General features: G+C 52.5%; 24 protein-coding genes and 3 pseudogenes. 18 read left to right on the forward strand and 9 right to left on the reverse strand.

Translation table 11 applies throughout. The annotated features are described in order from the left end of the window. Positions 1-192, reverse strand: a pseudogene (locus MLE19_RS22025) (cupredoxin domain-containing protein); the annotation flags it as partial. Positions 193-391: 199 nt separating this feature from the next. Here MLE19_RS22025 and MLE19_RS22030 point away from each other — a divergent pair. Further along, a pseudogene (locus tag MLE19_RS22030) lies at positions 392-1,231 on the forward strand (IS5 family transposase). A 144-nt stretch (positions 1,232-1,375) separates the two neighbouring features. On the opposite strand, the gene MLE19_RS22035 reads toward MLE19_RS22030, so the two are convergent. Together MLE19_RS22035 and MLE19_RS22040 are read right to left on the reverse strand one after the other, a co-directional pair. After that, complete coding sequence (locus tag MLE19_RS22035) at positions 1,376-2,233, reverse strand: copper resistance D family protein (RefSeq protein ID WP_240720503.1); 858 nt, start codon at positions 2,231-2,233, stop codon at positions 1,376-1,378. A 51-nt stretch (positions 2,234-2,284) separates the two neighbouring features. Then, positions 2,285-2,656: a copper resistance CopC family protein gene (locus tag MLE19_RS22040; RefSeq protein WP_159340858.1), complete on the reverse strand. Its 372-nt coding sequence runs from the start codon at positions 2,654-2,656 to the stop codon at positions 2,285-2,287. 538 nt (positions 2,657-3,194) lie between these two features. On the opposite strand from MLE19_RS22040, the gene MLE19_RS23100 reads away from it, so the two are divergent. Next, positions 3,195-3,329, forward strand: coding sequence for a hypothetical protein (locus tag MLE19_RS23100; protein ID WP_268762349.1), 135 nt, complete (start codon positions 3,195-3,197; stop codon positions 3,327-3,329). Between the two features lie 13 nt (positions 3,330-3,342). Beyond that, positions 3,343-3,783 (forward strand): DUF411 domain-containing protein, encoded by a 441-nt coding sequence (locus MLE19_RS22045; protein ID WP_240720504.1) that lies wholly within the window; start codon positions 3,343-3,345, stop codon positions 3,781-3,783. Between the two features lie 375 nt (positions 3,784-4,158). Here MLE19_RS22045 and MLE19_RS22050 read toward each other — a convergent pair whose 3' ends face one another. Further along, positions 4,159-5,079 carry a bile acid:sodium symporter family protein gene (locus MLE19_RS22050; protein ID WP_240720505.1) on the reverse strand — a complete coding sequence of 307 codons (921 nt, stop codon included), beginning with the start codon at positions 5,077-5,079 and terminating at the stop codon, positions 4,159-4,161. Positions 5,080-5,283: 204 nt separating this feature from the next. Between MLE19_RS22050 and MLE19_RS22055 the strand changes: the two genes are divergently transcribed. The 3 genes from MLE19_RS22055 to MLE19_RS22065 all read left to right on the forward strand — a co-directional run bounded on the left by MLE19_RS22055 (position 5,284) and on the right by MLE19_RS22065 (position 7,965). After that, entirely contained in the window at positions 5,284-6,198 is a 915-nt protein-coding gene (locus tag MLE19_RS22055) for a cation diffusion facilitator family transporter (RefSeq protein WP_240720506.1), read from the forward strand. A 100-nt stretch (positions 6,199-6,298) separates the two neighbouring features. Further along, the gene (locus tag MLE19_RS22060) at positions 6,299-6,976 is read left to right on the forward strand and encodes a thioredoxin domain-containing protein (protein ID WP_159340875.1); all 678 of its coding nucleotides are present in this window, start codon (positions 6,299-6,301) and stop codon (positions 6,974-6,976) included. Next, positions 6,976-7,965 carry a M23 family metallopeptidase gene (locus MLE19_RS22065; protein WP_240720507.1) on the forward strand — a complete coding sequence of 330 codons (990 nt, stop codon included), beginning with the start codon at positions 6,976-6,978 and terminating at the stop codon, positions 7,963-7,965. The genes MLE19_RS22060 and MLE19_RS22065 overlap by 1 nt, the downstream gene beginning before the upstream one ends. Before the next feature lie 93 nt (positions 7,966-8,058). Here MLE19_RS22065 and cadR read toward each other — a convergent pair whose 3' ends face one another. Then, entirely contained in the window at positions 8,059-8,466 is a 408-nt protein-coding gene (gene cadR, locus MLE19_RS22070; protein ID WP_240720518.1) for a Cd(II)/Pb(II)-responsive transcriptional regulator, read from the reverse strand. A 98-nt stretch (positions 8,467-8,564) separates the two neighbouring features. Here cadR and MLE19_RS22075 point away from each other — a divergent pair, with 98 nt between their 5' ends. Both MLE19_RS22075 and MLE19_RS22080 read left to right on the forward strand, forming a co-directional pair. Then, a complete protein-coding gene (locus MLE19_RS22075; protein WP_240720508.1) occupies positions 8,565-9,461 on the forward strand; it encodes a cation transporter in 897 nt (298 codons plus the stop codon). A 141-nt stretch (positions 9,462-9,602) separates the two neighbouring features. Further along, entirely contained in the window at positions 9,603-10,364 is a 762-nt protein-coding gene (locus MLE19_RS22080) for a ZIP family metal transporter (RefSeq protein WP_232774881.1), read from the forward strand. A gap of 435 nt (positions 10,365-10,799) precedes the next feature. Here the strand turns inward: MLE19_RS22080 and MLE19_RS22090 are convergent, their stop codons facing one another. Next, positions 10,800-11,258 carry a MerR family transcriptional regulator gene (locus MLE19_RS22090; protein ID WP_101146562.1) on the reverse strand — a complete coding sequence of 153 codons (459 nt, stop codon included), beginning with the start codon at positions 11,256-11,258 and terminating at the stop codon, positions 10,800-10,802. A gap of 86 nt (positions 11,259-11,344) precedes the next feature. Between MLE19_RS22090 and MLE19_RS22095 the strand changes: the two genes are divergently transcribed. From MLE19_RS22095 to MLE19_RS22110, 4 genes are read left to right on the forward strand one after another with little or no spacing between them, the layout of a single operon-like run. Further along, complete coding sequence (locus MLE19_RS22095; protein ID WP_240720509.1) at positions 11,345-13,531, forward strand: heavy metal translocating P-type ATPase; 2,187 nt, start codon at positions 11,345-11,347, stop codon at positions 13,529-13,531. Beyond that, complete coding sequence (lspA, locus tag MLE19_RS22100) at positions 13,528-14,031, forward strand: signal peptidase II (protein ID WP_240720510.1); 504 nt, start codon at positions 13,528-13,530, stop codon at positions 14,029-14,031. Before MLE19_RS22095 ends, lspA begins: the two co-directional genes overlap by 4 nt. A gap of 4 nt (positions 14,032-14,035) precedes the next feature. Beyond that, positions 14,036-15,568, forward strand: a complete 1,533-nt coding sequence (gene lnt / locus MLE19_RS22105; protein WP_240720519.1) for an apolipoprotein N-acyltransferase — start codon at positions 14,036-14,038, stop codon at positions 15,566-15,568. Between the two features lie 53 nt (positions 15,569-15,621). Next, positions 15,622-16,644: a L,D-transpeptidase family protein gene (locus MLE19_RS22110; protein ID WP_386036936.1), complete on the forward strand. Its 1,023-nt coding sequence runs from the start codon at positions 15,622-15,624 to the stop codon at positions 16,642-16,644. Positions 16,645-16,918: 274 nt separating this feature from the next. Here MLE19_RS22110 and MLE19_RS22115 read toward each other — a convergent pair whose 3' ends face one another. Together MLE19_RS22115 and MLE19_RS23180 are read right to left on the reverse strand one after the other, a co-directional pair. Next, positions 16,919-17,191: a hypothetical protein gene (locus MLE19_RS22115; protein ID WP_127062892.1), complete on the reverse strand. Its 273-nt coding sequence runs from the start codon at positions 17,189-17,191 to the stop codon at positions 16,919-16,921. A 130-nt stretch (positions 17,192-17,321) separates the two neighbouring features. Next, positions 17,322-17,687: pseudogene (locus tag MLE19_RS23180) on the reverse strand (DUF6685 family protein); the annotation flags it as partial. Positions 17,688-17,760: 73 nt separating this feature from the next. On the opposite strand from MLE19_RS23180, the gene MLE19_RS22125 reads away from it, so the two are divergent. The 4 genes from MLE19_RS22125 to MLE19_RS22140 all read left to right on the forward strand — a co-directional run bounded on the left by MLE19_RS22125 (position 17,761) and on the right by MLE19_RS22140 (position 19,717). Continuing rightward, entirely contained in the window at positions 17,761-18,018 is a 258-nt protein-coding gene (locus MLE19_RS22125) for a hypothetical protein (RefSeq protein ID WP_127061411.1), read from the forward strand. A gap of 431 nt (positions 18,019-18,449) precedes the next feature. Next, a complete protein-coding gene (locus MLE19_RS22130; protein ID WP_240720512.1) occupies positions 18,450-18,806 on the forward strand; it encodes a DUF192 domain-containing protein in 357 nt (118 codons plus the stop codon). 213 nt (positions 18,807-19,019) lie between these two features. Next, positions 19,020-19,298 carry a type II toxin-antitoxin system RelE/ParE family toxin gene (locus MLE19_RS22135; protein WP_127061407.1) on the forward strand — a complete coding sequence of 93 codons (279 nt, stop codon included), beginning with the start codon at positions 19,020-19,022 and terminating at the stop codon, positions 19,296-19,298. A 134-nt stretch (positions 19,299-19,432) separates the two neighbouring features. Beyond that, positions 19,433-19,717, forward strand: a complete 285-nt coding sequence (locus MLE19_RS22140) for a HigA family addiction module antitoxin (protein WP_198556051.1) — start codon at positions 19,433-19,435, stop codon at positions 19,715-19,717. A gap of 567 nt (positions 19,718-20,284) precedes the next feature. Here the strand turns inward: MLE19_RS22140 and MLE19_RS22145 are convergent. After that, complete coding sequence (locus tag MLE19_RS22145) at positions 20,285-20,833, reverse strand: hypothetical protein (RefSeq protein ID WP_101146623.1); 549 nt, start codon at positions 20,831-20,833, stop codon at positions 20,285-20,287. Between the two features lie 479 nt (positions 20,834-21,312). Here MLE19_RS22145 and MLE19_RS22150 point away from each other — a divergent pair, with 479 nt between their 5' ends. Continuing rightward, the gene (locus MLE19_RS22150; RefSeq protein WP_101146624.1) at positions 21,313-22,236 is read left to right on the forward strand and encodes an Abi family protein; all 924 of its coding nucleotides are present in this window, start codon (positions 21,313-21,315) and stop codon (positions 22,234-22,236) included. A 64-nt stretch (positions 22,237-22,300) separates the two neighbouring features. Beyond that, positions 22,301-22,465, forward strand: coding sequence for a hypothetical protein (locus MLE19_RS22155; protein ID WP_157826501.1), 165 nt, complete (start codon positions 22,301-22,303; stop codon positions 22,463-22,465). Positions 22,466-22,477 lie beyond the last annotated feature (12 nt).

Genomic DNA, 22,477 nt, shown 5'->3' on the forward strand with positions numbered 1-22,477 from the left:
TTCCCCTGCCGCCATTTCTAGCGCTTCAGGGTCGAACCACATATCGCCAGCGTCGAGGCTGATCGTGCGGTCAACGTCAGCCTCGGTTAGGCCATTGTCACCACTGCCTTGGCCGGGCGAAGCCCATGCCGCACTCGTTATCAAGCTTAGTGAAAGGGCAAACAAAGACGTTGTTAAGGAGATTTTGCGCATGGTCATTTACCTCAGAGGTTATTGTCACTTGTTCTTTATACGGTGTTAACCTGAAACGAGCCTGAACCTAACGTAAAAATATCACCTGCTACCCAAAAGCATTGCTAACATGATGATGGATCCTGATCCCCTGATTAGGTTTTGTACGAAAAGTCTTATCTGCTAACTTTCCCTATGCAATAGCAGCATAGGGAAAACGATGGTTGGACGTTACGAGATATCTGATGACGGTTGGGCACAGATTGAAGATATCGTTTCGCCTCCTCAAACCATGGGCAGGCCCAGACGCGATGACCGGCAAGTGCTCAATGGTATTTTCTGGATATTATGCTCGGGTGCCAAATGGCGCGATTTACCTGAACTATATGGCCCCCTGGTCTACCGCCTATGAACGTTTCCGCCAGTGGCGCGATGATGGCACCCTTGGCCCGCCTGCAGCTTCAACTGCGTGAAGGTGGCCTTTCGGACTTGAATACATGGATGATTGATGCCACCTCAGTTCGAGCAAAACGTGCTGCCGCTGGAGGCACTAAAAGGGGGCTCAAAGAACCGGTAGATCATGCGCTTGGCTGTAGTCGCGGCGGATTAACCACAAAATTCACTTGGTATATGACCGACACGGCTGGCCTTTGACCTTCACTTTGTCACCCGGCCAACAGGCCGATTCTCGACAATTCATCTCTATCTTAGAAAGGATCCACCCACGAGGTAGAACTGGTCGGCCCCGCAAGCGTAGTCGCTACATAGTGGTGGGTAAGGGCTATGACAGCGATGAGCTACGCCACTATTGTGACAGACAAGGTATGAAGCCCGTTATAGCTCAACGGAATATGCATCGAAGAGCCCGCCCGGGATTGCCAAGACGGTTTGATAAATATAAGTATCGGCAACGCAATGCGGTAGAGCGCTGCTTTGGTTGGCTGAATGAGCTACGCTGAATCGCCACACGCTATGAAAATTAGCCAGCAGCTTTAGAGCGATGGTATGCGTCATGTGCATCGATCGTTGCTTGCGAGCCAACTTTTCATACAAAACCTAGAGTCAACGCTGCAGCAATGACTTTTCGTCTTTTTGGTGCAATTGCCTATGGCAGCCTCCGCCTAAACCTCAGAGTACGGCCCACAAGAAGGCGACGTTAATGGTCGATCTCTGGAATGGCTCAACAAGGTGGTTGACCTGTTAGTCACCCATTCGGTGATGACACTCTTGTCAGCACCGCCGTGATCAACAAGATAACCGCGACCAGCACCATCTCCAGTGCAATACTTCTCTGTAACCGTCTTGGGGCTGTTGCGTCGCCGTTCTCAAAGGCCGGAACAAGCCGCCACTTGTTCGCGGCAGCAAATAACAGTAGCACCGCCACAATCAATACCTTGCCAATCAAGAACTGTCCATATGCCGTGGTGAGCAGTGGCGTGAGACCGCCTGCTAGTAGCGTGGCCAACGTGACGCCCGCCAGTACCAACAAGCCGACTCCGCTTATAGCGAGTTTCCCGAAACGGGTCAGAATGTGGGCGGTATTGTCCTGGTTGTGACCCCGTCCCACTAAATGGAACAGCGGCCACAGCGAGGCCACCCAGAATGCTGCCGCCATCAGGTGAACGATCAGCAAGCCAGCTAGAACGAGGCGTGGGGTGTTTACTGTATGCCCCACCTGCACGAAAGCCAGCATCACCAGTAACACGCCTACTAGGCTCAAGCTGTTGGCTGATTTCGAGAGCGCTAAGTTATTAAGCTGAATCGCCTGGACCAGCAGCAAGCCAGTTACCGCCAGTATTAGTCGGACCCCGGACGCACCCTCGAACACGATTCCGAGCAGCATTGGGTTGGTTGCAGCAGCGATATTGCCGCCCCCAAGGTAACCAGCTTCTAAAGGCCACTGGAACAGAATCAGAATGACCCCCGCCCAGGCAGCAAAGATGCCCATGCGGGCGACGCGCCTCCGGTCGTGATCAGGGAGTCGGGGAAACGCTAGACGAAACAACACGGCCCCCGTCGCGACTAGGGCACTAAGGTAAATCCCGGCCGCCACGAGAATCATCGCGACGGTCCAGACATCAAGGCTATTTACTGAGGGCCACCAGACCACGGGTCAAGGCTCGACCGAGAAGTTAAAACCGTCAGACATCATGTGCCCGTCATCCGATAGGCCACGCCAGCGCACCTGGTAATCCCCAGCCGAAAGAATGTCACTGGGCTTTACGAAGTAGCGATCGACCTGTTCACTGCCTGGCTGACCATCAAGAGGAACGGGGCCGTCCGGGCCTGCCACTTCAAACTGGGTGATGCGCATCATGCCACCAAACTCGATGCCAATCTCTGCTGGGGAATCCTGAATGGTGACGCCATCCTTAGGCGAAGTGCTTGCGCCCCCTTCATGGGCCAACACTGGGCTTGCGAGCGACAGCAACAGCGTTGCTAAGGTAGCGTGAATAATAGGGAGCGAAGTCGTCTTCTTTTGCATACCGTTTCCTTATATTTTTTAGGCTTGAATGGTTCGTCGCGGAGGCTTCAAATCTGATTCGGTTGAGCCTTCAGACATCGTTCATTTGCCCTATTTGACGAACAAGGCACATGGCATCTTGCTCTTAAAGAACCAAGAGAGCATTCAGGAATTCTTTGGCTGCTGGGTTTTCGCTTCTTGGGTGGAGATGTATTTGAGCAGCATTTGTACGCGCTCTTCTTCATGGAACTGAGTCGGTGTTATAGCGTACCAACCTGAAACAGAGCTGAAAATGGCGGAAAAAATGACCTGTGACAAATCTAGCGTTTGGGATCAGTTTCTTCTTTACCTTTGGGCTACCTATAGGTTGTAGGCTTATAACAAAAGCTAACTCTGCCTTCTTCCATTTTTATCGGATAAGGCAATGTCTCGATCAGCAACATGATGAGAGGAAATATCATGGTTAAGCACACGATGAACTTTGCTATTGGTGGGGCTGCAATCCTCAGTGTCTTAAGTAGCGCCATCTTTGCTCAAGGCATAAATCAGGAGTGATGTCATGATGAACGCGGAATGCTTTGCTTTTATGGGGTCAATGGGGTGGTTAGACTGGTTGATGCCCCTGGCTATGCTGTTATTAATTGGCTTGGCGATCGCGTCGCTGGCCAAGTACCTCTTCAGTCGTTCACATTAAGGAGTTGAAATTAATGCAACATATGACCACCAAACTTTTGCTCTCGGGTTTCATGCTAATTGGGACGGTCTCCGCTCAAGCGGCGTTACCGCCAGAGGCGACACTGTATAAGAACCCCCAGTGCGGCTGTTGTGACGAATATGCGCGCCATCTTGAGGAACTTGGCGTAGACGTAACCATTATTGATGACGTCGAGCTGGGTGATATCAAACAACAGGCGGGTGTTCCCTATGGTCTTGGATCGTGCCATACCATCGAAATCGGCGAGTATTGGATTGAGGGCCACGTTCCGATGGAAGCCGTACAGGCGCTGTTTGAGCAACAGCCTGATGCAGACGGCATTGGCCTAGCAGGTATGCCCATCGGTACACCGGGGATGCCAGGGCCTCAGGAAGCGCCCTATGACGTGTATTCCTTTACGGATCAAGAAGACAAGGCGTTTATGACGCTGTAGTAGGTTTTGGATGACATAATTAGACCTCTTGTACTACATGAGATGTTTGTTAAGCACCAGGTGTGTTTCGAGATGATTTGAAAATTGGTTGCGTCAGACGCTCTCTAACGTGCGACATGTTCAAGAAATCATCCAGAAATTGGCGGGGCCTTTCCCAGGGTTCGCTGATACTTTTAAGCACCCTAAATCCAAAAATGAACAGATACCCTGCGAAGCCTCGGTGAGGAATGCTTTTAACAAGGTCGGTATTGGGCACGGTGACTCAGCGAAGGTGCTATGTGCCACATTAGGCTATTGCCGTATTGCTGGTAAGAGCATCCTGCGCGCAAACCAGATGCCAGGTGCACTTCTGGTGAAGCGTCATACTGCCAACCTTCAGTGGCGGGCGAGAATCTTCGCTGCGATGGGCGAAGTGATCATTTGAATCACTGCAAAAAAAGCGGCTGGAATCGCGATTTCTGATGGCAAACCGGAAGCAGCGACAAACGCTGCGGCAATGCTGAATTCCTTTTTACTGACAGTGAAAAGATAGGTGATCACCTCTTTGCGATCGGAGGTAAGTAACCGTGAGGCCATTCCTACAAGATACCCAATCAAATTGAGGCACAGGGCCGCCCCCGCAATCACAAATGCATACCAGCCATAACCAATGATCGTGGTGGCATTCGGACCTACCACGGCGAGTAGGATCAGCAGATACAGAATCGACCCTATCCCTGCATACGCTGAATCATGCTGTGCAAAAAAGGCCGAAAACTTTGTCCGCAAGCTGACACCAATCACGGTGGGGACAAGCACGATTAGTGTTAATTCAAGAATAATTGAACCAAGCGGCACGTCCAACTGGAGGCCGGTGAGCCATAAAAACAGGAAGGGCACAATAAACGGACATAACGCGGTGTTGACTGCGTTGAAAACAGCGGCAAGCGCCACATTGCCTTTCGCCATCAGTACCAAAAGAGGAGAGGACACATCCGTCGGCAGAGTGCCGAGCAAGGTTTGGCCAGCAGCCAGCGGGCCGCTTCCAAAAAATAGACGGCCCGTTAGCCACCCGGCAATCGACATAGGCCCATAGACCAGCCCCAATGCCAACAACTGCCGCGATGGCTTACGGAACACGATGCGAACTGCATGCGCGTCGAACGTGAGGCTGATGATCAACATCAGTAACGCCAGTAATGGCCCAATCGCGAACTCAAGCATTATTCCGGTGGCTGGAAAGAGTAAGCCTACCCCCGCGACGAACATCACAAACCAGACAAGGTGCGCCTCGACAAAATAAATGAATCTACTCATGGTGGATTGGACGTTACCGGTAGAAGTGGATTGAGCTCCGTACCTAAAACATGATCACTTCGGCCCAGCACGCCATGACTTGCTTGGGAGCAAGGGACGTGCTTCCCAATCCAGCGATACAAATAGACAATGCTCAAGGGTTGAAGCTTTAGTTGCTAGAGGTTTTATAGTACCAAGAACAGATAATTCGAGAGAAGCTAACAGATGGGACATCATCATGATCATCCCCACATTGATCCTGCCTCTGGCGACCGGCGCGTCAGCATCTCCATTTGGGCCAATGGGCTCTTAACCATCGCTCAAATCGTCGGTGGCATTATGGCGGGAAGCTTATCGCTGATCGCTGATGCGTTACATAACTTTTCAGACATGGCAGCGTTAGTCATTGCCTTTGCCGCTCGTAAAATCGCCAGACGGCCCGCCGATGCGCACATGACCTTTGGCTATGGTCGCATCGAGATAGTGGCAGCACTCATCAACTACACCACCCTCATTATTGTCGGCGTCTACCTGATTTACGAAGGCGCTATGCGGATGATCGATCCCCCTGAAATAGAGGGATGGACGATCGTGATTATTGGTGGCGTCGCGCTTGTCGTCGATGCCCTTACCGCCGTGCTCACGTGGTCAATGCAAAAAGAGAGTGTCAATATCCGCGCCCTTTTTCTGCATAACTTATCGGATGCGTTTGCCTCCATCGCCGTGATTATCGGTGGTTCGCTTATTTTACTGTACGACATGCGCTGGGTAGACCCCGCGATCACGATAGGGATTGCGCTATATATTCTTTACCTAGCCTTCTCTGAAATTGGTGGCCCTATCCGTACGCTAATGCTGGGATCTCCACCGGACATTGACGGGCAGGCAGTCATTGATACCGTCCGAAATATCGAGGGAGTCCAGGATATTCACCATGTGCATCTATGGCAGATGCAGGAAAACATGGCAGCCCTTGACTGCCACGTGGTTCTGACAGAAACCGGCTGGCAGCAGCTTGAATCCGTCAAAGCAGAGATCAAGGAGCAGCTTAAAATGCGCTTCAGTATTGCTCATTCCAGCCTAGAGTTTGAGCATAGTGATCACGCGCATCAAAATGCCAATCTATATGGGCACGAGTGACAGACCGAGGCCGACTCCCGGCTCAGGTAGGTAGCGAGCGACTTACTCCCATAGCGATTGGCTTATTTTTCCACCCCATCGTTGAGACAGAGAGAGAAACATGTTCAAAAAAGCGTCTTTTATATTAGCCGGTACGTTAATGCTAACCGCTGCAATCGTCGCCGTATCAAAACCTGCCCTCTTAGATATGCAAGCTCAGGCAGCAAAGGAGAGCGGTGTCCAGGCTGAGGACTCCTTGGTGCGTTCACACTCCCCCATCTTGGGGCGAGAAGACGCGCCGGTAACGATTGTGGAATTCTTCGATCCGGCTTGCGAAGCCTGCCGTGCTTTCTATCCCCTGACAAAAAGTATTCTGGAAACCTACCCAGAAAAAGTGCGGCTCATCGTGCGCTACACTCCTTTCCACGGCGACGTATCTGATAAGGCCATTCGGGTATTAGAAGTTGCTCGTCGTCAGGGCGTCTTTGAACCGGTACTGGAGAGGCTGCTGGCTCGCCAGGATCAATGGGCCTCACATGGCAGTTTTGATGAATCCGCTATCCTCGATATCGCGAGCCAAGGGGGCCTTGATTTAGCGACTGCTGAAGAGCAACTGACTTCTGCTGAGGTACAGGCGGTGATTGACCAAGACATGGAGGATGTCAGAGCCAATCAGATTCGCCAAACACCCACCTTTTTTGTCAATGGCGAGCCTTTAGATCCCTTTGGTATGCAAGAGCTGATTGATGCCGTTGAGAGTGAAGTAGCGGAGATCTCTGGGGAAGAGGATGGCCAGTGATGCAGCGCTGGTGGTTACTAGGCTTTGTGGGCTTTTACCCCTTGCTAGCCGAAGCCAATTGGCAAACGCATCTGTCATTGCCGCCGTCTGAACTTAGCCCTGTCAGGTTACAGGCGGCTAGCGAGCAAGAAGGCACATTACCGCTCGATAGCGTTGATACCCTAACCTTTGGGCGTGATGTCGTCATTGATACCACCCTCTACGAGGCTTTAGCAGCAGAAGGTGTCCCTACGCGTTTCGCCAGTAAACTGGAAACACTGCTCAGCGAGTTTATCGCAGCACCGCTGGAGTTTTCAGACAAGGAACGTATTCAATTAGTGTGGGAGGAAGATCGACGCCAGGACGGCACCTGTGTTGGGCCACCACGCCTCAGTTATGCCGCTCTGCCTGATCAGGCCGAGCCCTTAGAGGTTATATGGCCGGTCACTCCAAAGGGGGACGTTGCTCTTTTCAAAAGCAATACCCTGCTAAGCACGTTGCGGTTGCCCGTGCTTAGTGCTCGCTTAACGTCTCGCTTTGGGAATCGGCGACATCCTGTGTATGGAGGGATGCGCCCTCATAATGGAATTGATTTGGCTGCACCAACGGGAACGCCAGTCATTGCTACCGCACCTGGGCGCGTATCCTTTATGGGGCGCCAAGGGGGATACGGGCAGGTGATCGAGGTGGAACACGACACAGGGGCCATTAGTCGCTACACACACCTTAGCCGATTTTCCCCACAGCTAGTGGTTGGGGATTTAGTTAATGCGGGAGAGTCGCTCGGAGAGGTAGGTTCGTCCGGGGTCGCCACGGGTCCCAACCTGCATTACGAAGTGAGAGTCAATGACCAGCCTGTTGATCCCCTTGGTCAAGGTCAACGCATCATGCTAGGCAAACAGCCGACTCAAAGTGAATATCAAGTATCACTTTACGAGGCAAGAGATCGCTTGGAACAAGCTATCGGTACGGTTTCTATTTACGATCTGATTTCACTTAACGAGCAATAAAATTTGGATAAGTGGATTAAATGGTGGGTGTCACCTTTGCATGAGAGTGAGGCAAACCGACCTCTCATCGGAATATCTGGTTGATGCTTGAGCCTACTGTGAGTACATATTTCCTTCGCTAATTCCGGCAAGAACGCCACACGCTTCAATTTCTCGATCATCATTGCAACATGCTCGCAGTGAAACGAGATGTTTCTCAAGCGTTTGCAGAGCGATTATCTGCGATTGCACATGAGAGATGTGCTCATCGAGCATTGCGTTGACGGCAGTACACGGCTGGTGAGGGTCGTCCTGATAGCGTTGTAGCTCGCGAATCTCTGTCAGAGACAGATCAAGGATTCGACAGCGACGGATAAAGGCAAGCCGCTCACCATGCTTCTCGTTATAAATGCGGTAACCATTCTGCTGGCGGTCTGGCAGCGGCAACAGCCCCTGTTTTTCATAGAAGCGGATCGTCTGCGTGTCGATACCCGCTATCTGGGCTAACTGACCAATGCGCATCATGTTTACTCCCCAACGGATCATCTGTCCTATTGACCTTATAGTGACTATATAGTTTTAAATGATAATAATCTATGTTGGCTAACTGGAGCCGTACCGTGAGTAAAACCGGTGGTGACCCATGTGGCTGCGACGCAACGTCTGCAACGGATACCGATATGCCGATCTCCTCCGAAGCGTCAGGGAAGTATGTCAGTGTGTATGCCGTGCCGAAGATGGATTGTCCTTCAGAAGAACGGATGATCCGCTTGGCGCTGAATGGCTTTGATGAGATTCAAACGCTGTCATTTGACTTGTCGAACCGCCGGTTGGAGGTCGTACATGACGGTGAGGCTGAGCCCATTACCGCGAAACTGGCAACCTTGGGGCTAGGTGCTTCTCTTCAGGAAACTGTCATTGCCGACCCAGAGACAATTAGGGCCGCTGAGAGCTCGGCGGCTTCTGCGACGCAGGAGTCTGGCACCCTGCGCGTGTTGCTCGGCATCAATGCGCTCATGTTCGTGGTGGAAATGACTGCTGGCCTGATCGCCCAGTCTACCGGCTTGATCGCTGATTCCCTGGACATGTTTGCCGATGCAGCTGTCTATGGCCTGGCCCTCTATGCCGTAGGGCACAGTGCGAAGATGCAGATACGTGCCGCGCATCTGGCTGGGGTACTGCAACTGATTTTGGCTATCGGCGTGCTCGTCGAAGTGTTGCGACGTTTTGTATTCGGTAGTGAGCCTGAATCGCTGATGATGATGGCCATCGCCTTCGTCGCGTTGATCGCCAATACCAGTTGTCTGCTATTGATATCCAAGCACCGCGAGGGCGGCGCACATATGAAGGCAAGCTGGATATTCTCGGCCAATGATGTGCTGATCAACATGGGTGTCATCACCGCCGGTGCCTTGGTCGCCTGGACGGGGTCTAGCTACCCTGACCTGATTATCGGTACCATCGTGGGCCTGATCGTCCTCAACGGCGCCCGGCGCATCCTAGCGCTCAAGGCATAAGGCTGCACGGTATGCAGCTATCGATGCCTGGGACACTTAATCAAAGTGGCTGTACAAGTGCGCTAGGCCTGAACGACTACGAGTAGCGTGAGGTCCGGAACTAGTAAGGCAGCGTATCTAGGAATCTACCAAGGAAGGAAGATGATGGATAGTATTTGGCTGGTACTCGGCTTGGCGCTGTTGCCCGCGTTGGGAAACTTCAGTGGCGGGCTTGCTGCGGAGGCCTCCCGAACGACAGGGCGCCGTCTCAATTACGCCCTTCACGGTGCTGCCGGCCTCGTCATTGCGGTGGTGGCGGTGGAAATCATGCCACGTGTGCTGGAGAGCCTTTCAGCCTGGCTAATCGCCCTCGCTTTCGCGCTGGGTGGCATTGTTTACGTAGGCCTTGAGAAGCTCGTTGAGAGTCTCCAGAAGCGGCAAGGTCAGCAGAAAGAAGGCAGTCAGACGAGTGTCTGGATGATCTATATCGCCGTGTCCATCGACCTGTTCAGCGATGGCCTCCTGATCGGGGCGGGGTCGGCGGTCTCACCGTCGGTCGCGATAATACTGGCGGCGGGGCAGGTGCTCGCGGATGGCCCTGAGGGGTTCGCGATGATCGCCAACATGAAAGACAAAGGAATTCCCCGCAGCAAGCGCTTGCTGATCTCTGCCTCCTTGGCGGTTCCCGTACTCTCGGCAGCCATCTTCGCTTATTTCGTGCTCAGGGACCTACCGGAAGCGTTCAAGCTAGCGGCATTGACGTTCACGGCAGGCCTTCTCACGGTCGCTGCCATCGAGGACATGATATCCGAGGCTCATGAGAGCGGAGAAGATACCCACGTCTCGCCGCTGGCCTTCATAGGCGGCTTTGTCCTGTTCGTTCTGGTATCGGCAGGCTTGGAAGGGGTTGTGTCACAAGGCTAATGTACAGCTCTCCAATAAAGCTCCTGTCGTGCTGACCCACGAAGCAGCCCCTGTTTACGGTGCACCTAGTCGTGGACATAAATATTCACTTTCCCCCCAGGTCAGTCCCGCCGAATGGGTTGATGTGCAAGAATGCCAAGCGTGGGCTATTCACGTTGGCGGTCATGGACGATTGCCACCCTTACGGGGCTTGTTGAGCCATTGGGTGGCTTATTAGACGCTGGGGTCGTCAGCATGTCACAAGCGTTGCTTCCCTGGGGATTGGCCTTTGCGGCGGGAGCGATGCTGTATGTGATCAGTCATGAGATTATTCCCGGAACTCATCGGAGCGGGCACAAAAAAAGGCTACGCTGGGCCTTTCCATCGGATTGGTACTCATGCTGTTTTTGGATGTTTCTCTGGGCTAACCATTGGGCGTGGGGCGTAGCGTTAGTTCTAACCCAAGTCGTGAGCCCCTCCGTGCGATTTTTCAGTGATACAGAGCTGATGATCACTGATGACCTCAATGATTCGGCAGCTTCCCACTTTGCCACCGGCACACTGCGTGACCATCCGTTGAAGCTCCTCACGCAGTGCGGACAGTCGCTGAAGGCGGGACTCCACTTTCTTTAGGTGATGCGTGGCGATGGCATCGACTTCTTGGCAAGGCATATCAGGCTGATCTGACATGGCCAAAAGCTCTCGCACTGACTCCACCGAAAAGCCAAAGTCTCGGGCATGACGAATGAAGGTCAAACGCCGCACAGCGTCGTCTCCATAGCGGCGCTGCCCTCCGCCGGTTCGTGTTGCATCGCGCAGCAGCCCAATACGCTCGTAATAACGAACCGTTTCAGGTTTGCAATCGGCTCGTCGTGCTAACTCACCAATGCTGATACTTTGCCCCATCATCGACATGGTAAAACTCCTTACGTAGGGCTTGAAGCTATAGTTGCTACAAGGTTTACAATTCAAAACCATAGCCCATTGGGAGGAGAGGCACCATGAAAACATCAACGCCGACAACAGCGCTTACCACCTTGACGCTGCGTGTTGAAGGCATGGACTGCGGCGGTTGTGAGCGCAAGGTTGTGTCGGCGCTAGAGCGGCTGGAAGGCATTGAGGAAGTAACGGCAAGCTCGGTCACGGGATCGGTGAAGATTCACCACCACGATCACGGGGCCCCCTCGCGAAAGACCATTGAGGGCATCCTGAACGAACTAGGCTATCAAGTGACTTCCCCTGATGGCCAAACAGGCGCATCTGGTTCTTCATCCCCTTGGTGGCAAACCGCTAAAGGGCGCTTGGTCATTATCACAGGAAATCTGCTGATCGTAGCCTTCGCGCTTCGTTTAGCATGGCCTGCGCTGGGTAATGTGCCTTTCATTCTGGCCACGCTAGTCGGCTTAATGCCCATTGCGCAGAGTGCCTGGGGCGCTCTCAAAATGCGCAATCCCTTTACCATCGAGATGCTGATGTGCATCGCCGCGCTTGGCGCATTGGCCATCGACGCTGCTGCTGAAGCTGCGATGGTCGTGTTCTTGTTCGCCGTAGGTGAGCTACTCGAAGGGGTAGCTGCTTCACGGGCGCGCCGCAGTATCTCAGCCTTGGCAAATTTAACACCCTCAACGGCGAGGCTGATGGACAACGGCCATCTGCGTGATGTCTCGGCGGAGTCACTTAAACCCGGCCAGCGTGTGCTGGTGCGGCCCGGTGATCGCGTTCCCTGCGATGGACGCATCCTGGTGGGCACCTCCGACATTGACGAGTCGCCGGTAAACGGCGAGTCCATACCCCGTTCGCGAGCGCCTGGTGATGACATTTTTGCTGGTACAGTGAATCTTGATGCCGCCCTGGAGGTGGAGGTAACACGAGGCGCTGATGACAATACGATCGCACGCGTTATTCGCCTGGTTGAAGAAGCACAGGCCGCCAAGGCACCGATAGCACGCTTTATTGATCGTTTTGCGTATTACTATATGCCCGCCGTCGTCTTACTCGCCCTCCTGATGGCGATAGTGCCACCGCTGGTATCGACCATGGCATGGTCGGAGTCGATTTACCGTGCGTTAGCATTGCTGTTAATCGCATGCCCCTGCGCGTTAGTCATTTCCACCCCAGCCGCCATCGCCGCAGGCCTCTCGGCGGGCGCTCGGCGCGGCCTACTGATCAAAGGGGGAGCTGTTCTTGAACAGTTAGGTAAGCTTCGCTTGGTGGCATTAGATAAAACGGGCACCCTCACTGCGGGTACCCCAAGAGTCACAGATGTGGAGTCTTGGATCGCTGAGGAAGACGATAACAGCGTATTGCGGCTCGCCGCCGCGATAGAGCGAGATTCCAGTCACCCTATCGCCACGGCTATCGTTGAGCATGCCCGACAGTCGGGCCTAAACCTCCCCACCGTCACCGGCAGTCGTGCTTTGGCGGGGCGCGGTGTCTCAGGCCAGGTGGAGGGTCGCGAGCTGAGCTTAATGACGCCTCGTCATCTTCACGAAAAAGTCATCCTTGAGGTAAGTCTCAGTGCTCGGATTATCGCGTTAGAAGAAGCCGGTAAGAGCCTCGCACTCCTCGTCGAAGGCGAGCGTTTGTTGGGCTTGATCGCTGTTCGCGATGAGCCACGCGAAGATGCCCTTGAAGGCCTAGCGGCGCTATCCCGTTTAGGCGTTCAGGCTGTCATGCTCAGCGGTGATAATGCCCGCACCGTCGCTGCCACTGGGGGTCGCTTAGGCATTGAAGCGTACGGCGAACTCATGCCTGAAGACAAGGCAGCGTATGTTCGAGACTGGCAAGCGGCAGGTCGTGGCCCCATCGGTAAAGTAGGCGATGGCATCAACGATGCACCGGCACTCGCGGCAGCTGATGTCGGTATCGCGATGGGGGGCGGCACGGATGTGGCGCTGGAAACCGCCGATGCAGCCTTGCTCAAGAACCGCGTTACCGGCATCGCTGAGCTGATAGACCTCTCTCGTGCCACGCTGCGCAATGTGAAAACCAACGTTGTTCTCGCCCTTGGCTTAAAAGCCATTTTCCTAGTCACGACTGCTCTGGGTATTACCGGCATGTGGATTGCGGTGATGGCCGATACCGGTGCTACCGTCCTAGTGACGTTGAACGCCATGCGACTGCTGGGTTATCGCTTTTCGCCCAGTACCGCATTGACAGGCCTGTCACAAGGAAAAACAACGTCATGAGAACATCGCAACACGACAGCCCTTCACGACGTTGGCCATGGTTCACATTTGCTTGCGTGTTGGCTCTAGCCGATCAACTGGTCAAAGAAATCGTGCACGCCCAGATGTCGTTTGGCCAAGTCATTCCGCTAACGCCGTTTTTTAACTGGGTTTATACCGGGAACACAGGAGCCGCTTTCAGCTTTCTCGCAGAAGCAGGGGGTTGGCAGCGCTACCTCTTTCTTGGTTTAGCGTTGGTGGTGGTCGTCGTATTGGTTGTGCAGCTATGCAAACCCCTGTCGCGCTTGGAGGCCTGTGCGTACAGCCTGATTCTTGGCGGCGCGCTCGGTAATACCGTTGATCGCTTAGCGCGAGGGTACGTCGTCGACTATCTGGACATTTACTGGGGCGAATGGCATTGGCCCGCCTTTAACATGGCCGATATCGCTCTGTTTGCAGGTGTATTGATGTTCGCAGTGGCATTATGGCGTGAAAGTCCTGCTTTTAAGCGCTCTGAGTAACGCTATGGATGTGGTCGATAAAGATAAAGAATATACGCTTTTTGCTGGGCGCTCCTCACCAATAGTCGATTGCGTTGTAGCGCTCGCCGCTGGGGTACTGACCACCTTGAGTGCCGCCCCCTTTTCCCTATGGTGGCTTGGCCCAGTGGCCGTGGCACTGGTCTATTGGAAGATACAGTCGCTAACGCCCGCCATGGCCACCCTGCGTGGGTGGTGCTATGGGGTAGGCCTGTTCGGTTCTGGCACATCGTGGGTCTTCGTTGCTATTCACGATTTCAGTGGCACCGGGGCCTTGGTGGCGATGCTCCTCACCACTCTTTTTGTCAGCGCCCTGGCGCTCTTCTTTGCAATCCCCTTTGGGCTCTATCGGCGCATCACGGGGCCACGGTTAGCCTGTCTTAGCTTTGCCGGTATGTGGGTGGTGAGCGAATGGCTACGCACCTGGTTGCTCACCGGCTTTCCCTGGTTATTGCTGGGCACCTCTCAGATTGATTCTCCACTAGCCCCATGGGCGCCCGTTGGTGGTGTGTACTTGCTGTCACTCATGACCGCGCTGACAGGTACGTTAGGGGTAGAGGTACTGCGTCGCCGCTGGAGTTTCCTTGTCCCAATGGCCGCCTTGTGGATCGTTCCATTCCTATTGCCAGCCCAATGGACAACCCCGGCTGGCAAGCCCATCCGGGTGGCATTGCTGCAAGGGAATCTTGACCAGCGCATTAAGTGGACTGCCCAAGGGCAGCGCGAGGCGATCAGTATCTACATGGCGATGACACGGGAGCAAGCAAGGGATATCGATCTCATCGTTTGGCCCGAGGCAGCCCTTCCCATGCTTGAGCAGGAAGCACAGCAAATACTTGAGCAAGTAGCGTCCGATCTGGGGCCTGACACCGCCTTGTTGACCGGCATTTTGCAACGCGACAGTGAAGGGCGCTCTTATAACAGCGTCATAGGGCTAAATGATGTGCAGGGCGAATACCAGAAGGCGCACTTGGTGCCCTTTGGCGAGTATTTGCCATTCCAAAGTCTCCTCGCTGGCACCCTTGCTTTTTTCGACTTGCCAGTACCTCGCCTGACCCCAGGGTCAGACGAACAGGCTCCGTTACACGTGGCTGGCACTACCATTGGCACTGCCATCTGTTACGAGATCATTTTCGCCGACCACGTCGCCCAACAAGCGCGTAATGCCGAGCTGCTATTAACGGTTTCCAACGATACGTGGTTTGGGCGTTCCATTGGCCCACACCAACATCTTCAAATGGCGCGTTTACGTGCCTTAGAAAATGGTCGTCACCTACTTCGAGCTACCAGTAATGGCGTGACGGCCATCATCGATTCACAAGGCCACGTCACAGCCCGTGCCCCACAGTTTGAACCGGCCAGTTTAACTGGCGAGGTGACCCCGATGCAGGGCCTAACTCCTTTCACACGCACCGGTAGTGGCCCCGCTTGGATACTCGCTGCCTTGCTGACGCTGCTCGGATTACAACTAAACTTATCTCGATCAAAAAACGACGCATTAGATGAAAAAGGAACCTAGCGATGCTCTTGGCAAAGAACGCAGCAATACTTAAGAGATTCCTCCCATGGCCAATGCAGATCGGCTTCATCGTGAGTGTGATGGTTTCGTTTCTGGCATGGCTCCCTGTCGCCATGGCGGCACAACCTTCCACTGCCCAGGAGACGGAATGGCCCAAGGGGCATTACCCGCTACCTGAGGAAGGCAATATTATCGGAGAGGCTGACACCTTCATTGTGAAGGATTACGAGGATACTCTGATTGATATTGCCAGACGTCACAACCTTGGCTACCAGGAGATTGTACGTGCTAACCCAGAGGTCAGTATTTGGGTGCCCGGAGTGGGTACTGAAGTAACCATTCCAGGACGCTTCATCCTGCCGAATGTCGAGCGTACTGGTGTCGTCATCAATATCGCCGAGCTGCGGCTTTACTACTACCCAGATGTCAAAACCGGTGAGACACCGCGCGTTGAGACCTATCCTATCGGCATCGGTCGCGAAGGGTTTGATACCCCTCTCGGTGTGACCGAGACCACCATGAACATTAAAAACCCCGCATGGTACCCGCCTGAGTCGGTAAAACGTGAAGCTGAAGCACGCGGCGAAACCGCGCCAAGTGTTGTCCCGCCCGGCCCCGATAACCCGCTGGGAGACCACGCCATTATCTTAGGCTTCGATGGCTATTTGATTCACGGTACCAACCAGCCCGATGGCATTGGCATGCGTGCAAGCCGTGGCTGTATACGCATGTTGCCTGACGATATTGAATCAATTTTTGACCGCATACCGGCGGGCACCCAGGTCAATATCATCAACCAACCTATTAAAATCGGTTGGGACAACGGACAGCCGCTGGTACAGGCATTACCTCCTTTAGGGGTGGAGGATCACACCATGACCGCTATATCAGATGCCATTTCACGCCTTGAGCAACGCAATGTAGATGGCGTTAGCTTCGATTACGAACAGCTTAGCGATTTACTAGCATTATCCAACGGGCTTATCGAACCTCTGTATCCGAAGCCGGAACCGAGTAATAAAGAAGACGACAATATCAACAGTGTTTATGAAGAACTGACACTTCATTCGTCGTGAATGTCGATAAAGACAAGGCAGAGCGTTTTTTCAGCCCTTTGGAGAACAACGGCTTGGCTACCGTCAAACCCTTAATATTCGTCGTGTGTTGTTGATTGAGCTCTTCCATCACTAGCGTAGAAAGAGCTAATGCGATCATCACAACGTTGGTAGCATCCACTTTCGGTAGCACTGAAGTGTGACGAAGAGGATCTATTCTAAGCCCCTTCCACTGGCTGGCAGGGGCTTTTTCTATACCTAGGCAAAGTGATAAATATTATTTCCCTATTAAGATTCATTTATTCCAGTGTTTGTTTAGTGGCTGATGCTCTGGGTTCGCCTTATCAATTGCAGCACCGATAGCAGCATAGGCGTGTTGGTACGTCTTATAGTTTTTCTGATTGCTGTAATACACGTTAAAATCAACAAGGCTTCGCACCACTGCCAGCAGGGTTTCTGGCTCACCATCACGAGTGATAACGTCAATAGCGTCGGTCACAGATTCATCGTAAACGCGCATAGCTATCTCGGCGTGAAACGCCTCTGCGTCGTGTTTAATCTTTGCCAAGTTCATTCTCCTTATATGCGTTGCTAATCACTGTACTTTCAAAGCCCGCTAACAGCCTGGTGGTTCTACGCGCTGCCGCAATAACACCAGCTGATGTCAGCCCTGTCCAATGGATGTGCCCAGTTTTTTTCTATTGTTGTTTCGCCTGCTTGCGTAAGAGGTCGCCGACATCGAGCCAGCCGTAAGCTCGGAATATATCGGCTACGCCCATGGCTTTGCTGTTCTCACAGGACAACAGTAAAAGGTGATGGCCATCCTGCCGCGGCGGGGGTGCTGAACAGATGGCGAATGGGATCTGCGCAGCCTCCATCCGCTTCATAAACGCTTCGTTCATTGTGTGGTGCTCTGGCTCGCAAAAGATGTCGAAGGCGCTGAGAATAACTTGGGCGACCTCGGTGTTCAGTTCATGCCTGGTCAAGGGAGCTTTTATGCGCAGCTCAGGATCGAAGAAGCCAGCAATCAGACAAGCTGCAGCGAAGTGATGGGCGCCACCCTGGTTGTTTAGATGGCCGCCAACTGAAACCTTCTACTGACTCTTCAGCGCCAGAACCGCCATGGAAGCGGAGTTCATGCCAGTTGAGCAAAGGTTCGATGCTGGCACGGTTGTTGTGAACCAATTCGCGACATTCGCCGATAGCATAGGAGTCGAGAGTGGCGTAGCCGACGAGATCGACTTTCCCAGACGCCAGGGAGATGATGTCTCTGATCGAGCAGCTGAAGTTGTCATCGTAGGTGGTCGATGTGAGTCCAGCGGCCGCTGGATAAGGCAAGCGCTGACATTGCAGCCCCGTTCGCCCTGGCCGCCAGTAGGCAATATCGCCCCCTAAGCAAAGCGGCCATCGGTGCCATTGGATGATGCCGAGTTCGCTGGCGCTAGCTGCTGGGAGCGTTATCCGGGCTGCTAAGTGTGAAAATTCAATAGCGTGCTGCACGGCTGCTGGGCTGGCCCAGCGAGCATGGCGCAGCCAGCGGACCAGTAATGTGGTCGCCAGCATAATATGTTCCCCCAAACCCTAACCGTTACGGTCACCCTCGGCTCTATCTTGGAGTGACATCCTGATTTTATTCTGGAGCCCAGGTGATAATGTTTCAGCGTCAACAAAGGCTTGTGGGATTCGATCGGTCCACGACCCGGAAAAGTATCGGCATTTTGGCGCTTTTCTTGATTGGCACTGCTCTAATCACGGGGATGATTCTTCGACAGGCCACTGCATTTTCCTCTGGTGTTTTGCACGCTAAGGAAGGCCGGTATTCGCTCATGCTTGAGGTGGCATCTACCTCGCGCCAGCGTCGCAATGGCCTAATGGAGCGTGACTCACTGGCTCCCGATGCTGGCATGCTCTTCGTCTATGATGAGGAGCAGACAACCGATCATGCTTTCTGGATGTACCAAACTCGTATACCGCTTGATATTGCCTTCCTCGACCATGACGGAGAGATCCAGTCGATCACCAGCATGGCCCCCTGCACGAGAGAAAAAGAAGCCTGTCCGCGTTATCCAGCTGGCACGCGCTTCTGGATGGCCCTGGAGGTAAACGCTGGCTACTTCAATGAGCATGGTATAGCCGCTGTAGATCGCCTAGAGGTCGACCCTTTACAGCACCCCCCCTCTTAAAACCTGTTCTACTGCAGGAATGAGAGAGAAGCACGTTAATGAGCACACCCGTTTTTTCACCTCAATGGGGGCCAATCTAGTTGGCGGAACAACTGCTCCTGTACTGTCAGCCATGCCACCTTTAAGCAGTTTCTACCTCAGCTGTCATTGACGCGTGTAGCGTTACGCGCTACACTTCGAGGGCGTTTCACAACAAGGGAGCAAAGCAATGCGATGATACAGAAGATCAAACACAAAGGGCTTAAACGTCTTTATGAGAAGGGAGAATCCCAAGGAGTACAACCAAACCATGTAGACGATTTAAGAGACATACTTGCTGCACTGGACGCAGCCACTAAGCCAAACGATATGAATTTGCCAGGATTTGATTTTCATAGTTTGAAGGGTGATAGAAAAGGCTTTTTTTCGGTGCATGTAAACGGTAATTGGGTAGTGATATTTACGTTTGATGGGGAAGATGTACACCTTGTTGACTATTTAGACTACCACTAACCCCGGCGTTCCTTGATAACCGGCTCGGTACGGTTATCAAGGGCCACCGAGAAAGATGGCCTCGCAGACGTAGCCATGAATGCAACACCTCAAATATGCGATACACAATTTGTGTAGAGAGAGAGAACTGAAACATGACCATGATGAACCCGCCGCACCCAGGTAGCTTATTGCGCCGTCGGATCGTGCCAGCGCTGGGGCTGAACGTCACTGAATTTTCCAAAAAGTTAGGCATGTCTCGTGCAGCAGTTTCACGCGTATTACATGAGCATGCCGCTATTTCCCCCGATTTGGCCGTTAAGTTAGAGCATGGCGGAATTGGCAATGCCAAGCACTGGCTAACGATGCAGGCAAACTATGAGCTATGGCACGCCGAGCATAAAGAACAGAACCATATTGAAAGATTTGCAGCTGTTTGAATTAGTAAGATATTAATTCGGAAAAACCCAACGTACCGCGACGTTGGGTTTTTTTGTATCCAATTAGCCTCGCTAATTGAGACGCAAAAAACCAGCTTATTACCGAGTATCAAGGTTTAAATATAGGCCATTATGAAAAATCTGCTTACCCATTCATGCGAACGTAGTAGCTAATAGCACCTAATTAGAGGTCGTCTTCTTCCTCTACATATTTGGGCACGCAGTCATTACAAAGCAATAATTGGCGTTCCTGGCCGAACACCACAGCTGTTATATTGTGAACTGCTTCTCGCGCACATGGCGTCTCATCATCCTTCATGCCTTCGCACTCAATCACGGTGCTACCTCATCGGTTTTTTGTCTGACTAGGATTAACCAGCAGCTTCGCTAAAAGCCCTACTCCTATTAAAACACTAGGCCTGCATTTCGACACCCGTCGACATAGGTGTTATCTATATTCTTTTAACAGGTTAAAAAAACGTCGTATAGGGCCGGACTTTTGGTGTTTGATGTTGTGTCATGCCATCTGGATGTAGAGAAACCCGGCTGGCAATTCTTCGCAGCGTGTTACTTCTTATTCACGCGGTGGTAAATTTCTTCCTCTAAGACGAGCTTAAACGCCTCTCCTTCTGCTTCAAATTCATCCCACAAGCATTCTGGCAGCGATGCAGCGTCCAGATCGAGTTGGCCCGGCTGAGCGCCGTATTCTATTTCATTGACGATATGGGGTTCGCGCTGGATAAATAACGTGGCCATAGTGTTGAGCTTTTCGTCTTCACGCTCTTTCTGGTAGAGCCTAATTTCATCTAGCGCCGGGCCTTCTGGCCAGGACTCTTTTCCTTCCATTCGACGTTTTGCCGTGTCAATCAGCTCGCCGAAAGCGCCCAAAGCCCCTGCTGCTGAACGATGCCCGTACTCATCGGCCGCCAAGATCAAGTCTTGCTCTTTATAATCGCGCACAGCCACGCGAAAACGAACGCCATCACAATGCAAGACCGAGTAAGGCATGACACTGCTTTCGGCATCAATCCACTCGGCAATACCTCGTATAGTAGTTTCACGGTCAAAAATGCGGCGTGGGTAATCGTCCCAGCCATCGATAGCGTCGAGAATCATGCTTCCCCCTGTGGGCGCTTATTAAGTTTATTAAGATAATTTCAAGTGGTTTTTCTATATTCATCTTGGTGGGTAGTTAAAGTACTGCCAACCATACATGTGAAATTCGGTGAATTATAAACAGGCTATACGTTGGATTCCGGTGCAACATTCCCCCTATAGCTGCCTTTTACTACCCAGTCAAAGCGTACTACATCAATTAGACTTGTCCTGGCCAAGGTTCACCTTCGGCCGAGTACCCATTACAGATAAGAAACAGCTTTGGTTGGCACGGGCACAGTAAAGGTCTACTACTGCAAGTGGACTTGTACCGACCAAGGTTCTCCCTATTCTGGGTGCCCATTCGGCATAGGAAACAGCCTAGATTGACACGAGTACAGTAGAAGCCTATTATTTAAGACAAGAATAACCCCCACGCCTCACAGGATTCGTTCTGACTGCGCACCAGGGGGTTAGTTTTTTTAGTGGTAAAAGAATGTATGGGGTTACAACTGCAACCACAACTAAACTTCACAAAACCCGCAAAATCCTCTCACGCCCATCTTCGCCACCTTCGCGCCAAGGGTCTCATCACCAAAGGTCAGCAATCACAAGCACTTAATGCCCTTCAGTTTGTCGGGTATTACCGGCTGCTCATTTATACGCGGCCGCTGCAGGATGATCAAAAACGTTTTTATCCGGGTGTAAGGTTTGACGATATTCTTGCGCTTTACGAGTTCGATCGTAGTCTTCGGCTAGTGCTCCTTGACGCTATTGAACAAGTAGAAGTCGCGTTCAGATCCGCCATAGTTAACGCTATGGCCAATGACAAAGACTGCGGCCCCCACTTCTATCTCAAAACCAAACATTTCAAGGACATGGAAGCGCACCGCAATTTCATGAAGAACGTCTTGGGATTGAGACTTACCAACCCCATTAAGCACTATTACCACACTTACCATACGCCGCCTTATCCGCCGATCTGGACAATCTTGGAGGAGTTAAGCATTGGCCAAATGTCGCGGTTGCTTGCCAGTCTTGATCGCGAACATCGGAGGCGAGTGGCTACACAGTTTGGCTACGATGAAAAGGTCATTGTGTCGTGGCTCAAAAGCACAACCATGCTGCGTAATAATTGTGCCCACCATAGCAGGGTCTGGAATAATAATGTCGGCGCTGACAGCCCTCAAAGCGCGAATGCTATCCACTCCGAGTTTCCAGGCAACCCTGATCAAGGATTTTTCTTTTCCCGGACCGTCGCGCTCCAAGCACTTTTGAAAGCGATCGATCCATCAACAACTTGGCAGGATCGCTTCAAGACAGTTATGAGAACATTGCCAGTTGCGACGCTCTCAAAAGCCGGCATCACACCTCAGTCAATAGGGATTCCCTTTCAGTGGGAAACACGACCGTTCTGGAACTGAATACAACCCGAAGCTAATTTTCAGAGAGTATCCTGAAACATCTTATTATCCAGGGAAAGGTACGATGTTACGCTGCCTGGGAGTTGCAGAATACGAGGCCTTGGCGAAAGTAGCCGATCGTTTGCGCCTCACTTGGATCGAAGTCCCTGATGAAATCGAGGATAGTTGGGTAAGGCTGAATCGCCAAACGGTTGCCTATCTAAGTGAGTTAGGTGCCACATCCAACTGATTAAGTTTAAAC

This window comes from Vreelandella neptunia, assembly GCF_022489065.1.
Lineage (GTDB): Bacteria > Pseudomonadota > Gammaproteobacteria > Pseudomonadales > Halomonadaceae > Vreelandella > Vreelandella neptunia_A.